At 36.2% G+C, this 15,183-nt stretch carries 12 protein-coding genes and 3 pseudogenes; 10 read left to right on the forward strand and 5 right to left on the reverse strand.

Translation table 11 applies throughout. The features are described 5' to 3' along the window. The first annotated feature begins 2 nt into the window (after positions 1-2). The 6 genes and pseudogenes from MHI33_RS09950 to MHI33_RS22035 form a co-directional block, all read left to right on the forward strand. Positions 3-1,301, forward strand: a complete 1,299-nt coding sequence (locus MHI33_RS09950; protein WP_185107343.1) for a PBSX family phage terminase large subunit — start codon at positions 3-5, stop codon at positions 1,299-1,301. Beyond that, positions 1,301-1,890, forward strand: a pseudogene (locus MHI33_RS09955) (phage portal protein); the annotation flags it as partial. The gene MHI33_RS09950 and the pseudogene MHI33_RS09955, both read left to right, overlap by 1 nt. 506 nt (positions 1,891-2,396) lie before the next feature. Further along, positions 2,397-2,552: a hypothetical protein gene (locus MHI33_RS09960; RefSeq protein WP_185107320.1), complete on the forward strand. Its 156-nt coding sequence runs from the start codon at positions 2,397-2,399 to the stop codon at positions 2,550-2,552. Positions 2,553-3,015: 463 nt separating this feature from the next. Next, positions 3,016-4,177: pseudogene (locus tag MHI33_RS22030) on the forward strand (IS3 family transposase). A 138-nt stretch (positions 4,178-4,315) separates the two neighbouring features. Next, a protein-coding gene (locus MHI33_RS09975; protein WP_185108217.1) for an IS3 family transposase occupies positions 4,316-5,466 on the forward strand; the annotation gives its coding sequence in 2 pieces (ribosomal slippage) (positions 4,316-4,589 and positions 4,589-5,466; 1,152 coding nt in all). Positions 5,467-5,844: 378 nt separating this feature from the next. Further along, positions 5,845-6,004: pseudogene (locus MHI33_RS22035) on the forward strand (aspartate phosphatase); the annotation flags it as partial. A gap of 26 nt (positions 6,005-6,030) precedes the next feature. Here MHI33_RS22035 and MHI33_RS09980 read toward each other — a convergent pair. Both MHI33_RS09980 and MHI33_RS09985 read right to left on the reverse strand, forming a co-directional pair. Continuing rightward, positions 6,031-6,888 (reverse strand): DNA adenine methylase, encoded by an 858-nt coding sequence (locus tag MHI33_RS09980; protein ID WP_106067613.1) that lies wholly within the window; start codon positions 6,886-6,888, stop codon positions 6,031-6,033. 19 nt (positions 6,889-6,907) lie between these two features. Next, entirely contained in the window at positions 6,908-8,602 is a 1,695-nt protein-coding gene (locus MHI33_RS09985) for an AAA family ATPase (RefSeq protein ID WP_106067612.1), read from the reverse strand. 474 nt (positions 8,603-9,076) lie between these two features. Between MHI33_RS09985 and MHI33_RS09990 the strand changes: the two genes are divergently transcribed. Next, complete coding sequence (locus tag MHI33_RS09990; protein ID WP_185108855.1) at positions 9,077-11,002, forward strand: T7SS effector LXG polymorphic toxin; 1,926 nt, start codon at positions 9,077-9,079, stop codon at positions 11,000-11,002. After that, positions 10,999-11,472 (forward strand): antitoxin YezG family protein, encoded by a 474-nt coding sequence (locus tag MHI33_RS09995; protein ID WP_106067610.1) that lies wholly within the window; start codon positions 10,999-11,001, stop codon positions 11,470-11,472. Before MHI33_RS09990 ends, MHI33_RS09995 begins: the two co-directional genes overlap by 4 nt. A 271-nt stretch (positions 11,473-11,743) precedes the next feature. Here the strand turns inward: MHI33_RS09995 and MHI33_RS10000 are convergent, their stop codons facing one another. Next, positions 11,744-12,205: a macro domain-containing protein gene (locus MHI33_RS10000; protein ID WP_185108853.1), complete on the reverse strand. Its 462-nt coding sequence runs from the start codon at positions 12,203-12,205 to the stop codon at positions 11,744-11,746. 200 nt (positions 12,206-12,405) lie between these two features. Between MHI33_RS10000 and MHI33_RS10005 the strand changes: the two genes are divergently transcribed. Both MHI33_RS10005 and MHI33_RS10010 read left to right on the forward strand, forming a co-directional pair. After that, positions 12,406-12,948, forward strand: coding sequence for a GNAT family N-acetyltransferase (locus MHI33_RS10005; RefSeq protein WP_065097341.1), 543 nt, complete (start codon positions 12,406-12,408; stop codon positions 12,946-12,948). A gap of 138 nt (positions 12,949-13,086) precedes the next feature. After that, complete coding sequence (locus tag MHI33_RS10010) at positions 13,087-13,668, forward strand: undecaprenyl-diphosphatase (RefSeq protein WP_044141646.1); 582 nt, start codon at positions 13,087-13,089, stop codon at positions 13,666-13,668. Between the two features lie 52 nt (positions 13,669-13,720). Here MHI33_RS10010 and MHI33_RS10015 read toward each other — a convergent pair whose 3' ends face one another. Both MHI33_RS10015 and MHI33_RS10020 read right to left on the reverse strand, forming a co-directional pair. After that, positions 13,721-14,092, reverse strand: a complete 372-nt coding sequence (locus tag MHI33_RS10015) for an iron chaperone (RefSeq protein WP_003212353.1) — start codon at positions 14,090-14,092, stop codon at positions 13,721-13,723. Between the two features lie 482 nt (positions 14,093-14,574). Beyond that, the gene (locus MHI33_RS10020) at positions 14,575-14,820 is read right to left on the reverse strand and encodes a hypothetical protein (protein ID WP_034660753.1); all 246 of its coding nucleotides are present in this window, start codon (positions 14,818-14,820) and stop codon (positions 14,575-14,577) included. Positions 14,821-15,183: the final 363 nt, after the last annotated feature.

Genomic DNA, 15,183 nt, shown 5'->3' on the forward strand with positions numbered 1-15,183 from the left:
TGATGGAGAAGGAAGTCAATCCACACTTTGAGGACTTTCTTTTTGACTGGGATCAGAAGTTTCAGTTCTTGGTGGGTGGTTACGGGTCATCTAAAAGCTATCACATTGCCCTGAAACTCATCTTAAAGTTACTGGATGAAAAGAGGACAGCCCTTGTGATTCGTGAAGTCTATGACACGCACAGAGATTCCACGTTTTCTTTATTTGAAGAGATCGTGAATGATCTAGGACTCGACCATGTCATTCAGTGCCGGACATCACCGCTCATGCTGAAATTCCATAATGGGAGCCGGATCATCTTCAAAGGCTTGGACAAGCCAGCCAAATTGAAGTCGATCAACAACATCTCAATCATATGGATTGAGGAATGTTCCGAGGTTAAGTACGAGGGATTTAAGGAGCTGCTTGGTCGTTTGCGTCATCCAACGTTGCAGCTGCATATGATTCTATCAACGAACCCTGTCGGGCAGGATAACTGGACATACCGTCACTTCTTTAAAGACGATCAGAACAACCGCTTTATTATGGATGACGAGACATTGTACGAAGAGCGAACCATTGCTATCAACGATACGTACTATCATCATTCTACAGCGGAAGACAACTTATTCCTTCCGGTCAGTTACATTAAGCAGCTGGACGAACTGAAGGAATACGATCCAGACCTTTATCGAATAGCCCGAAAAGGTCATTTTGGCATTAACGGAATTCGTGTTCTTCCTCAATTCGAGGTGCAGCCGCATGAAGATGTGATGCTGGCCATCTCAAATATTAATCGTCCTTTGCTTAAAGCGGGCATGGACTTTGGTTTCGTAGAGTCATATAACGCTTTGATTCGACTGGCCGTCGATCATGAGAAGAAATATCTATACATCTATTGGGAGTATTATCAAAAAGGCACAACCGATGATGAAACTGTTCAAGAGCTTATCGAATTTGCAAAAACAAAAGAGCTTATCAAAGCGGACGCAGCTGAACCGAAAACCATCGCATACTTCAGGAAGATGGGATACAACATGGTGGCCGCTCATAAGTTCCAGGGATCACGTTTGCAGTACACAAAGAAGATCAAGCGGTTCAAGAAAATCATATGTTCCGATTCATGTAAAAACACGATTTATGAGCTTCAGCCGCTCACATACAAGACAGACAAGAACGGTAACATCATAGAAGACGAGTTTAAGATTGATCCCCATACGTTGTCGGCCATCTGGTATGCGCTAGATGATTATGAGGTCACCGATCTGAAAGAGAAACCAAAAGAGCGGACACGCCCGAACAGAGAAAGGAGGTCACGCTGATGAATAAAGTGAAAGCTACTGTGATTAAATCAACTGTTTCTGAAACGACCAAACAAATTCATGAGGATGGCTTTAATTATGAGGCTGATGGCGTTATTGAGCCGCCATACAATATCAAGGAGCTCAAACAAATAGCCGAGTATTCTACCATTCTTCAACAATGTATAGATACATATAAAACGAATATTCTAGGATTCGGCTTGGGAGTTGAATACACTTTCGACTTCAACGCTGAGAACGCAACAGAGGGAAAGAAAAAGGCAGCTGAGAAAGAATGGACAAGGCTTGAAGAGTTCGCCAGATATATGAACTATGATGAGTCAGCCGAAGTGGTCCTTGGTTATGTGATAGAAGACCGAGAAAAAAACAGGTAATGGATTTGTCGAAGTGCTTCGAGATGGTACAGGGAAGCCTGCAGCCTGCAGGAATTGAATATCTGGATGCACAATACTTGAGAGTCTGTAAGCTTGGTGATCCTGTTGAGGTCGATTTCCGATACACAGAAAACGGCCAGGTAAAGTCATTGAAGCGAAAGAAGAGATTCAGAAAATATGTTCAGAAAATCAACACTATAAATGTTTTCTTCAAGGTTTAAGGTTTAGAGGAAAAGAAGTTGTATCCTTATATTGAAGAGTTTGCTTTAAGCCTTGCAAATCTCTATGAGAAAAGGAATGATTCGGAGAGGGTAGCAGATTATTATAGAACTGCCATAGAAGCTCAAACCGAAATCCAAAAAGGAGAGTGTTTATATGAATATTAAAATGAAGATATTGATTAGCACCGCTTTATTGGTAGGTGCTGCTTGCCTGGGTTCTCTAAATTACTCACAAGAATCAACTGATCGAAATACCACTGTATTTCCTCAAAAAACCGATCGAAACACGACGATGATTGACCGAAATACAACTTCTCTAAACAGATAGACAAAATTAAAAGAGACTTCGAAAAAGAAAGTGGGAACAAATGTTTGATTGACAATTTGGATTTCGTTATAATAAGAATAAGATTGACCCCTTCATGAACCTGGCTGATATTCAGTCAGGTCTTTTTTATATCTACTGGTAAACTCGTTTTTCTTGCAGGAGGTGATTTGATATGAAAGTCAAAATCATTGAAGGGCCGAAAGTTGACGAGCGTCTTAATGATTGCTATCACTATTTAATTAAGTGGTGGAGCAAGGAGTTAAAACGGGATAATCTTGTCTGTCAAAGTGTAAGCAATAAAAGGATAAATGAAGAGAAGCTTGATTGAAGCATATATGAAGAAATCAAGAACTGTAATTTCATTAAAGATGAAGGTTTATCCGGTGTTTCTAATTAGACTTCGCAATAAAATTAAAACAGACCTTTTAGGTCTGTTTTATAGAAAGGATTTGTTATCTTTTATCAAACTAGGTTTATAATGAATTCTCATTCTTTTAGGAAACACCCACAAAATGCCCACGAATCACCCACAATTTAAAAATATTTTATGATTTTGTATTATTTTTTTAAGATGAAAATCTCTATAAATCAACGTTGATGATTCACTAAGACATATAAAGACAATATAGGTTATAATCCGCACCCAAGTACACCCATGGGAACGCGATCAATATATGTCTCAGTATTAATAAAGAAAACCCCTTGGAGCCAATGGTTTTAGACTAACCTAGTCAAATGGGACATAAAAAAACACCCTTCAAGTGATACACTTAAACTGGAGGATATTTTTTATGAAAAAAAACAAATATTCAGCTGAAATAAAATGGGCAGTTGTGAAAGATAAATTAAGCGGGCAGTTTACCAATCAACAAATTATGGATAAATATCATATAAAGAATGTGTCTCAGATTAAAACATGGATGAAGTGGTATCGAGAAAATCAGTTACATCGATTCGATCAGCCAATTGGAAAACAATATAGCTTCGGGTATGGACCTGACAATGTATCAAAAGAGGAAAAAGTGAATAGGCAGATTGAACACCTTAAGATGGAGAATGAAATTCTAAAAAAGTATTTGGAGATCATAGAGGAGTTGAAAAGGGAGTAGCCTTGATTTGATCGAGAGACTACGGAAGAAATATACAGTAACGTCTATCTTAAGTATTTTGCAGGTCGTTAGATCGACCTATTATCGTTGGGTATCCGAAGGAATACGTAAAAAATCATAAGTCGAGAAGGCTGTTATTTCCTTATGTACCGAAACGTCGTTCCGGTACGGCCACCGGAAGATTCGAAAGCTACTTCAGCATCAATATGCTATCAAACGAAACCGAAATACTGTACAGCGCATCATGCAAAAATACCATCTTCAATGTCGTGTGAAGCGTAAAAGAAATTGGAAATCACAAGGGGAATCTGTCATCATTGCCCCAAATATATTAAATCGGAACTTCACCGCAATACACCCGAATTTAAAATGGGTAACAGATATTACTTATATTCAGTATGGACCGAGAACGCTCTACCTTTCGACCATTATGGATTTATACAACAACGAAGTTGTTGCCTATACCCTAGATGATCACCAACAGACATCACTCATATTGAACACATTGAGGGCAGCTTTAGAGAAAAGGAATTTGCCTAAAGGTGTACTTGTGCATTCAGATCAAGGAAGTGTATACAGTTCGTATGCATATCAAAAGGAGCTGGGGGCAAGGGACCTTACAAGCAGTATGTCTAGACGAGGTAACTGTTGGGATAACGCAGTGATTGAATCATTCCATTCCAGCTTAAAATCAGAGGAATTTATGTTTACAAAATTCAATTCTATATCAGAAAAAGATGTCAGACAACGAATCGACCATTACATCAAGTATTATAATGAAGAGCATATCCAAGAAAAATTAGGCTACCACGCACCAAAAACATTTGGTAGCATGTCAGCCTAATAAGGGTGTTTTATTCGTGTCTCATTCTGCTATGTCAGTCTATGGAACTGACCCCATAAGATGAGACAAATAAAAAACACCTTCAAGTTTGAAAATGGATCGTTGTGATCCGAAATAAAACATGGAGGTGTTTTTTCTATGGGGACAAGAGTGAGTTATCCGGTTGAAGTCAAACAGAAGGCTGTAGAAATGAGATTGGCAGGCGTACCTATGAAAGAGATCATGCAGAAATTGAATATCAAGAATAAGACGCAGGTTCAGACATGGGTGAGGTGGCATAAAGCTGGGGATACACACCGGTTCGAACAGCCTGTTGGAAAACAATATACCTATGGAAAGGGTCCCGAGTACTCTTCCGAATTAGAGAGACTGCAGGCAGAAAATCGCTATTTGAGTCAACAGAATGAAGTTTTAAAAAAGTACAACGAATTGGAAAGGAAGTTGATAAGGAAACGTCAATCAAACTGGTAGAAGAATTGTGCAAAACGATGACGGTACAGGACATCTGTGTCCATTTAGGCATCTTACGTACTTCGTATTATAGATGGAAAAAGGATCTGACTCAGAATCATTCTAAAAGACAACTAGAGAAACAGGTCGGCACGTTGTGCCGAAAGCACAAATATCGATATGGTTATCGAAAAATCACAGCTATACTAAAAAGGAGAATGCGTATTAACCATAAAACTGTTCAACGCATCATGCAGAAAAACCAGTGGCAATGCCGGGTTAAAATGAAAAAGCGTAAGAAGAATGGGCAGCCCTATGCCGTGGCCAGTAATATACTGGATCGGAACTTTCAGTCTGATCGCCCTCTTGAAAAACTAGTAACGGACATCACGTATTTGCCTTATGGACAGAAACAATTGTACCTTTCCAGTATATTGGATTTATATAATGGAGAAGTGATTGCTTTTACGATTGGTGATAAGCAGGACACAGACTTTATCTTAAACACACTTAATCAGCTCCCAGCACTGCCTGAGAATTGCGTGTTACATAGCGATCAAGGTTCTGTGTATACATCTTACGAGTATCAGAAAGCTGTTCATATAAAAGGCATTACCATGAGCATGTCCCGTAAAGGGACGCCCGCTGATAATGCCTCCATCGAATCGTTTCATTCCTCACTAAAGTCTGAAACGTTCTATCTTAACAGGATTGACCGCACTACGACCAGCATCGTAGAACGCACTGTCAAAGAATACATTTATTATTATAACAACATTCGTATTCAAACGAAACTAAACAACCAATCACCGATAAACTATCGGCAATTGGCTGTATAAAGGTGTTTTGATCCCTGTCTCAAAAACGGGGGTCAGTCCCCTATTTCAAGGGGGTTTTGTTTTTGAGGATGTTTTTAATATTTCAAAATGAAGGAGACACAACTAACAAGTATGAATATATGAGCCTTAATTGGTCAGAAAGCTTGGGGGATAACTGATCTAATTATTGACCCAGAACCTTTAATCCAATCAAAAGAAAAAGCACTTGAAGATTTAGGGATTGAATTTAAAGACAAGTCACAAGAATTTAAGGATTTCGAGACCACAATAAAATTTCATTAAAAATAAGTGAGACATTTTATAATGGTTATAAATAATAAAGATAGCGGTAGGGAAATTCATCTGAAAGTTATTGAAATACTCGAGTTGCATTTAGCTGAAATAGAGAATTCTAACCATCAATCTTCAGGAATGTTGCAATACTATAATGTCTTTTTTATAGGTATGTATGAGTTCAGTAAAAAAGAGTATGTACAGACTATTCAATATTTATAAGATTTCTGAGAGGCAGCTGGCGTTTGTTGTAGATGAAATTGAAATCTTTATAAATAATCGTTTGAGAGTTTAAACTGTCTGTAAGTGAGCTCTAAAATTACCTGGCTTGATTTTGCTAGAAAAAAACATAAATTCTTGTCCTTTTGTTGGTGTAGCGATTGAATAATTTAAATAATATTTTTGATAGTTGTATCTTGAATAAAGCTTTTTAATTTCCTCAGCAATATCGTATGTTAAGATCCAATAGCGATTCCTCATCTGCTTTTGTATTACTTTTGCTAATTTAACATGATCTTCATGACCATAAAAATTGGTATACAAATCTGGTCCTTTATCGTAATAAGGCGGATCAAAAAAAGTTAGAGATCTACGAGTATTCTTAACGACTTTTTCAATAAATTCTATCGCATCATAGTTGTAGACTTTTATTCTAGAAGCCTTTGCTGCAATTAACTCTATTCGATTTATAATATCATTTTTATTGAATCGACAATCCATTTTGTCATTACCGTCCTGATTCTTACCACCAATGACACCAGCTTTGATTATTCCAGAACGATTTGTTCGATTTAAAAAGAGTGTAGAAAAAGCTAATGATAAGTCATCTGCAGTCTCTTTATTTTTTTGAATGTTCTTCTGTTTGTACCATTCATCCATTGTTAAAGGGGTTAATTTGATTTTTTCTATAAGGCTATCTGGATGGTTAATTATTGTTTTCCATAAACAATAAATACTTTTATCAACATCATTAATATATATTCTTTCGACATCTTCATTTATCAACAGTCTTATTGCTACTGCGGCTCCTCCTGCGAAAGGCTCGATATAACTAGTTAATTTGTTTTCAAGAATGAGGTGTCTTACATAGTTATAAGTTTTATCTTTGCCTCCAGGGTATCTTAGTGGAGTTAATGTGGCTCTTGGCAAAAAATCACCTACTTTAAAATTAGTTTATTTCTACAGAAGGATATCCATTTATCTCGCAAATTTTATTAATTTTTTTTATGAATAGAGTTGTGAATTCTTCACGACCTTCGACTTGTTTCACAAAAGTATTAAATACTTTATTAACAATATCCTGATTATTTGAAAACCACTTTTTATATCTTTTTGTGTCAATATCTCTAAATTTATTAATATCAGATATAATGCTAGGGTTAATATTTTCTTCAATTAAGGTGGAAATAATATGATCTTTAGGCTTTTTAATCTTACTAAAGAAAAGTGTATCATTTTTTTCTGTATCTAATAAGTACTTGACAAATAATTTTTCAATAGGAAGTTTGAGTGTTTTGTTTGGAAGTTGAATTATATTGTCATCTTTCTTAACTTTTGAAAGTGCTGTGTTAGGTACATCCGCATCAAAAACAATAATGGTACTTGCCATAAATGCACTAGTATTTCGACATAACTTAATTAACAAGTTATAAGGTAAACCTTCATTTTCATCTGGTACAATAAAATTTACTCTTCTTAATACTTGTTGTGATGTTACTAATCGCTTTATGAAATTGATTGCTAGTTTATCTTCACACAATACATCCACTTTGGGAATTTTCACTTTAGATTCAAAGTCAAAAGTAAGTTCTTTATAAATACTTTCATAAGGGTGGTTGCGTTTAACTTGAACATCCTCAGAATATAATGATGACAAATAGTAAGTTGTAATCTCCTGTCCACTTTGTGCTAACTGTATGGCATGTCTAATTAGAGGTAGGGAGTGGGAGTTAACTAATATTTGAACTTTGTATTTACCAGACCATTTATACAAAAAATTAAACAAATTTATTTGTGCAACGGGATGAAGGCTGGCCTCAATTTCATCAATGCAAAAAATTCCATTATAAAGATCTTTATTTTTGTTTTTTTCTGCAGCTCTCATAAATGAAATCAGACTAATAGCGATTCTACCTAAATTATCTTCACCAGATGATATTGATTCAAAATTATAATGTGAATTTTTGGGTCCAAAGGTTTTTTTTGAGGATGCATTAGCAGTTCCTTTTCCTTGCACACTCTCGATAGAATTATAAGAGTCTTTAATTAAAACTGTATTATAAAATTTAGAAATGAAATTTTTTTCTTGATCAGTTAAGTTTAAAATCACCGGAATTGCATCAGATGAGTGAATTGAATAGAGACGATTTAAATTAAGATAATTAGTATTAAAAATTAAATTTCCGTCACCTTTAGTGTTCCCGCCAGTTACTATACGAATATTTGGATCTGATTTACTCCTTGGTTTTGTATAAACGGGAATCTTAACAGATAAGCCTTCAGTATCTTCTATAAAAACATCGTATTCGTAGCGTTCTTTATCATATTCAGAAGAAAGGCGAAATATCTCCCTGAAATTGGTCTTCAGCGGACTTCCAAATATATCATTTACATCTGAATTAAACGGTTGAACACATAAACCAATTAACGTTGATTTCATAGTTCCATTATGGCCTGATACTAAGGTAATTCTATTTGCAAGGTCAATTGTAGAATCTTTTCCCATATTCCTGAACTTTTTGATATTAATTCCTGAGATCTTTTTCACTTTAATATCTTTATTACTAAGGCCTAATTCTTTTCTTGATATAGCACCTGAAAAATTAATTGTTTCAAGAGCTTCTACTTTATTTATTGATTTCATTCATAGTCCCTCCATTTTTATAATATAAGTAGCAATTATTGATTCAAAAATATGTTTATACTAACATTAACGTTTAGTTTCCAACAGTTTCATTATTTCAAGAATAATAAATCAACACAATCTAGCTGTTAACAAAATATAATTTGATTATGTTTATCCTATTTTTATGTACACAGGTATATATCGGAAGAATGTATAAAATTTTTAGGTAAATGGGGATTTTGTCAATTGAATTATTAGAACAAGTGCTGTAGTGAGTTGTTACGTAATCAATAAATCAATAGCTGTGGTAGAATTAGGTACACTTTTCTTTACAAATGGTTTCATTCAACCTCAACATGATGATGTCCAAACCGTCGCATCAAGAGGGAGCTCTGGAGGATAATTGGTTAATAAACGATAAAGTGGATTAAAGTGTCAGGCTCCTTATGGTATTCTAGTAAAAGAATATTCCATAAAAGGAGTCTTTTTTATATGAAAATATTAGATGCTCCATCTTTACTATCAGCTGTCGAACAGAGGTCAAAGGCCTATCATAAGCTTCATGAAGAGATGAAACTTGTGAAAAAAGCATTAAAAGGTGTATCGGGATTAGGTGATGAGTTTACTGGAAAAGGTGCAGATAATATCAAAGCTTTTTATAATGATCTTGCACTATACGCAGACACTTATCTTGATTTTATCGATATGCAAAAGGCCTTTTTAGATGGGGTGAAAGGAAAGCTGGATGATGAATCATTAGGCGGGAGTACATTTATTGATGAGCACTTCTTAGACGCTCAATTGAAGCAAGGCATTCAGAACAATAAAGATATGGTTAAGGAACAAAAAGAAGCCCTTACGGCTATTTTTGACGATGTCAGTGATCTAATTGAATTGCAGACGTTTTCCAGCAAAGAGGTAGATGAGCATTTAGATGATGCGAACGAAGAAAGAAAAGATGCGATTGAGGCATTACATAAAATAGACCATGATCTAAAAACAGAATACGCAAAGTCAGAAGCGATTGAAAAACATCTTGAAACTTTTTATTCAAAAATGATGGCTGCTACAGGACAAGGTAAGAACGCTCAGCCCATGTATTATGATGCAAAGGCATTTCATGAGACAGATGTGTACAAGAATCATGATAAAATCGATGCACAGGTGAAAGCATATTTAAAAGTGAAAAAAGAAGAAAAAGAGAAACGAAGAATCAAAGAATTGAAAGAAAAGCTCAATGATCCTTCGTGTATATCAGAAGCGAAATACTTTGAGATTGTAGATGAAATTGGATATGAAAATCTTTCTTACGATCAAAAAATGTATTACAGCCAGCTGCTCCAAATCAAAGCACAGGAAGAAGCATCAAGTGTCTTTATTGATGGTGTAAAAGGCGCAGCAGTTGGTATATACGATGTAGCAAAAGACACAGTGATCGGAATATATGATCTTGTCGCTGACCCTGGTGGGGCTGTAGAATCAGTTGTGACAGCTATTTCTCATCCGATTGAAACATCGAAAGCGATTGGAAAATCGATTTCAGACTCATTCCAAAAAGAAGTCATAGATGGTGATGCGTATTCTCGATCACATTGGTTCGCCTATGCGACTGGTTCTCTAGCCCAAATCGTCTTTGGTTCTAAAGGGGCAGGAGCCATTACAAAAACAGGAACAACAGCGGCGAAAACAACAGTGAAGAAAGGGCTTGAACAAGGAGCAAAATCAATCGACAGAGTCTCCATTCCTAGCCTATTGCCATATTCACCAAAGTTTCAAATGGCTGGTGGACCGAAGCTACCGTATAACGTTTTTGACGGCGAAAATCTCAAAAATAAACTCCTCTCCATGGCAAAGCGACTCGACAACAATTCAGGCTACGGAATCTCTCAGACAGGCAGACGATTACCAGCACCTAAATCATCACCGGCTGTTGTCAGTTACGGAGATCACTATGTAAGATGGAAACGTAAAAAAGTATTAAAACCAAATGTCGTTTATTCAACAAAGCAAGGGTACACCTACACAACCGACCACTACGGAAGGATTGTCAAAGTCGAAGCAAGTGATTTAAAATACGGAGAGGTCAAAAGAAACCAATACGCCCAATCCAATTCAGGAAAGCCTGACAGATTACTAGATGACGATGGTGGTCATTTAATTGCATCTATTTTCAAAGGATCTGGCGATATAGACAATCTTGTGCCGATGAATGGGAATTTAAACAAAGGGGAGTGGAAAAAGCTTGAAAATACTTGGGCTGATGCTCTTCAAAATGGTGATGAAGTTAAAGTGAAGATTACCCCTAACTATAAAGCGGATTCTCTACGCCCAGAAACTTTTGATATTAAATATAAAATCGGTGATGATGAATGGGAAATCAAAAGGTTCGACAATGTGTATGGAGGTAAAAAACAATGAATGAAGAAAAAATAGAACATTTATATAAAGAGATAGTTGATGTTGTAGTGGGAACAATACCAATTGAATGGGGAAAGGTGTATTTATATGGGGAGGTAGTTGAAGGTTCTCAAACTGTTTACTTTTATTTTTCATCTAAAGAAAATGAGAGCAAACTGATATATAGTCATGAGATCACTGAACTTTTTGAAGTGAGTGAACTTGAATACAAAGAAAGATGGCATCAATTAGTTGACTGTATCCAAGAACTTAAGACAGAGTTTGAACAAAATGGTCAAAAACCTTGGACAAACTTCACAATGATATTTGATGAAACGGGGCATTTTAATATAGAATTTAATTATGATGACCTTTTGAATACAAACCCTCATGAAAGAAAAACTATTTGGAAATATAATCATCTAGGTATTATACCTAAAAGCAACTCTGGAAAAAAACATTTAGAAAAATACCTTTCTACATTGGAGTAACTTTTAGAGATGTTATAAAATTCGTTTTGATAGATTAAAGAAATAAAGACTAGAGAACATATTGAGAGCATCATTCCAAGCAGAAATGGTGCTCTTATTCAATAATGCCCCCTATTAATCAATAACAAAACAGACACACTTAGCAATAAAATAAAAATCAATACATATGGAATCAACTGTGTATTGATTAGCATGTCAAAGAAACCGATTCACGAAAGCAAAAATATCGAAAAACACAATATTCTTTTCTAATTAAATCTTTCTTTTCACTTTATTTAAACCGATAAACCGTCACTTCACAATCACCCAGTACTTCTTCCATCATCTCTTCAACAATCGCCCAATCGCCGCCCGCCAGTCCGCAGCCGATCCCGTAGGGAATGGCGATGGAAGTATGGTTTTTCTTTTCATGTGAATGGGTTACTGTGTCTTTTAGGCTTTGTAAGCAGCTACGTAAGGCATCGTAATCCGTTTGCATTCTTTTTCTTCCATACCCAGTTTGAGCAAATAAGTTGGCAATTGTTTTTCCGTCATTAGTTGTGATGAGTTGAACGGAGCTTAACAAGTCATCTCCATGTTCTGTACATAATTGTTTATACTCTTTGTGCACATTGGGATATTTGCTTTTGATTTGTTTGGCTAATCCAGCACCCATGACCCCTTTACAGTTCACCTGGTGACAGATGATGTCTTCACTTGCCTCTAAAATGTTGCCATCCACTGTTTTGATCATATCGTGTAACCCCTTTTTCATAAAATAGAAACTTATGTTCTATTTTATCAGTTTTAATCAAATGATTTAATAGCAAAATGCTTTTTATGAGTTTCATTTATTGAAGACAGTTTACAACAACTTGATTGTCAAAGCTTGTTCATGTCATCTAAAATATGGAGAGACTAGAAAATACGAAATGATGCAAAGAGGAGTTATTTATGAATCAATTAGAAACGAATCGTTTAATTCTTAGACCGTTTTGCAATGAAGATGCGGCAGGGATGCTTGAGTACTTGTCTAATCCAAGAGTAAATTGTTTTCTCGCTGATCGAATTTCTTCATTAGAAGAAGCTTTGGCTATAGTGCAAAAGAGAAAAAAAGACCATTCATATGTAGCGGTTTGTTTGAAAGAAAACCAACAGATTATCGGTGAGTTGTTTCATTTAAAAGAGGAGCCTGATACGTATTCAATCGGCTGGAATTTCAATGAAGCATATGAAGGAAAGGGGTATGCACGAGAGAGTGCTGAAGCATTTTTGTCCTATTTATTTGTAGAAAAGGGAGCAAGGCGGCTTTATGCCTATGTAGAAGATGATAATGTCCGTTCGCAGGCATTATGTGAGCGATTAGGCATGCGGAGAGAAGGCCTTTTTCTTGAGTTTATTTCATTTACTACATATGAGGATGGCACCCCTAAATATGAAAACACGTACCAATATGCTTTACTAAAAAAGGAATGGGAGCAGCGTCATTCTCTATAGAGCAGTAAGTAAATGATGTCAGTGACAGCAAAGTGACAAACATGTCATATGGTTCCATGGTTTGTTCGTTCAATCGATGGAAGAGTCATCTTATTTCAATTATCCTTGTCATAAATCGAGGAAAAGGAATGAAATGAGATGCAGGGATATAATGAAGATTTATTTAGGTGGGTGAATCAGCTCAGTATCGATCATGGTTATTTGAATCCGATATTCATTGGACTAGCTGAATATACTGTGCTGTTAGCAGCGCTCACGTGTCTGTTCATATGGTTTCAAAATCGAAGTAGAACCAATAGGGGGATGGTTGTATCTGCCGGACTTACTTTCATATTGGCAGAGTTAATGGGGAAAATCGCAGGAATTTTTTATTACAACCAGCAGCCCTTTGCCGAAATGAGTCATGTCAATCTTTTGATTCAAAAGGAAGTGAATAACTCTTTTCCGAGTGATCATACCATCTTTATTTTTTCTGTATGTCTGATCTTTTGGCTTTTTCACAAACGCCATGTTTATTGGCTGATCATAGCGTGCGCTGTTGGTTTTTCAAGGATTTGGGTAGGTGTCCATTATCCATTTGATGTCTTAGCAGGTGCTGTCATAGCGAGTTTAACAGCGGTCGCTGTTGTCTATTTGCCGATATGCCAAAGGAGCGTGAATGCCATTTTGTCATGTTATGAGTGGCTTGAGCAGAAAATTGTAAGGAAGAGAACAAAATAACATGTTGCAGCAAAATGCCCCGATCTGTTAATGGCTCAGATCGGGGTACTTTTTATTTTCGCCAAAACGTTGAACAATCCGCCTTGTCTTCGATATTAAATTCGATGATTTTCTTTAGGAGAGGATAATCAACTGGCAAGCTTTCCTTCATGCGAAACATCTTTTTTCCATGATCGTAACCCGCTTGTACAATGTCAGCTGAAAAGTGATCAATTCCTTTACCTTCTGGTGCGACAGAAATGTGATGTTTTGCCACGCTAAACCCAATAATAAATGTGCCATGGTCCGTGAACATGGGCTGATTCCAAGCAATTTTTGGCTCTAATTGAGGGAATGTGTCTAATATCCATTGTAAAATGTCTTGCGTGCGCTGCTTCAGCTCTGGATTACCGATATTGCCAACATATTCTTCAAACACATGCATGATGTTTTATCCTCCAATTTCATCGACCTCATAAGCCTCAGACGGGATTCGAACCCGCACTCCTTTCGTAAGCATAGGCTAGGGGCAACACGCTTCCCTACGGAATTTCACCAACAGGAATTTCGCCTGTCTCAGCTAGTGTGCTTTTCGGTGCTTCTGAAACCCTTGCCTTGCGACCCGCCAGCTACAATTTGTTTTACGGCGCTCTTCCCTTCTAGAGCTACTGAGGCGCGGAAGTTAATTGATCATATGATATATAGTAAAATGCTAATAGGGGTATTGTAAAGAAAAATCAAAAGGAAGAGATGATCTTCAAACTAACCATTAAAAGATAAAAAATGAAATCAGTATGAGTGAAAGATTGTATACATGTTTAAAAAAGCCTTACCTAAACCTATCTTACGCTCTCAATGAGGTTTTATATAAAGCTCCCGTTTATAGTAAAAAACGACCCCGAAATTGGAAGTCGTTTTGTGAAAGTTTTATTTTGAAACAAAGCATTTTCCGTTAGATAATACTTCGCATTTCACAAGGAAATAACTGTTGCTACTTGTCCAAACTTGAGTGTAACTGACCCCATTTTGTTTAATTAATACGTAGTCCCACTGATCAGGATAAGCATCTCTGACCCATTCTAACGGAGCAGCACTTGCAGTATTCATAGAAAATAACATGGTTGCTGAAAAGGCGATAGATAATACAGCTTTTTTTAATGTTGATTTTTTCAAACAAAACAACTCCTTAATAGTAATTTACCTATTATTTGTAAATAGGTTGATTCAATAGTATCAAAGAGAAAGAGTGTTTTGTGTCGAAATTTGTAAAAATACCTTAAATTTACCTATTTTTATAAGGTGATCATTTTCACAATTTATGAATAACCTTTTAACTCCTTTATAGGCGTATTAATTTGGCTTTTTATTTAGGAATAGCTGGCATCGTTTTTGGCGGAGCATGACAGAAAACCGGCGTAATATCCCAAGATTCAATAGGAAAATGACAACTTCTAAGTAACTTTTCGTTCAGTACATTTTGCGGTTAGTTCCCTGGTGACTTTTCCAGTCCCTAATCTTTAGGCGAATTGCACAAAA

Source organism: Bacillus sp. FSL K6-2971, from assembly GCF_038006405.1.
Classification (GTDB): Bacteria; Bacillota; Bacilli; order Bacillales; family Bacillaceae; genus Bacillus; species Bacillus pumilus.

Excerpts from the sequence above, each read along its gene's own strand:
- MHI33_RS10015 (WP_003212353.1), bottom strand. The coding sequence starts at position 14,092 with ATGCATGTGTTTGAAGAATATGTTGGCAATATCGGTAATCCAGAGCTG.
- MHI33_RS09995 (WP_106067610.1), top strand. The coding sequence starts at position 10,999 with ATGAATGAAGAAAAAATAGAACATTTATATAAAGAGATAGTTGATGTT.
- MHI33_RS09960 (WP_185107320.1), top strand. The coding sequence starts at position 2,397 with ATGAAAGTCAAAATCATTGAAGGGCCGAAAGTTGACGAGCGTCTTAAT.
- MHI33_RS09985 (WP_106067612.1), bottom strand. The coding sequence starts at position 8,602 with ATGAAATCAATAAATAAAGTAGAAGCTCTTGAAACAATTAATTTTTCA.
- MHI33_RS10010 (WP_044141646.1), top strand. The coding sequence starts at position 13,087 with ATGCAGGGATATAATGAAGATTTATTTAGGTGGGTGAATCAGCTCAGT.
- MHI33_RS10005 (WP_065097341.1), top strand. The coding sequence starts at position 12,406 with ATGAATCAATTAGAAACGAATCGTTTAATTCTTAGACCGTTTTGCAAT.
- MHI33_RS09990 (WP_185108855.1), top strand. The coding sequence starts at position 9,077 with ATGAAAATATTAGATGCTCCATCTTTACTATCAGCTGTCGAACAGAGG.
- MHI33_RS10000 (WP_185108853.1), bottom strand. The coding sequence starts at position 12,205 with ATGATCAAAACAGTGGATGGCAACATTTTAGAGGCAAGTGAAGACATC.
- MHI33_RS09950 (WP_185107343.1), top strand. The coding sequence starts at position 3 with ATGGAGAAGGAAGTCAATCCACACTTTGAGGACTTTCTTTTTGACTGG.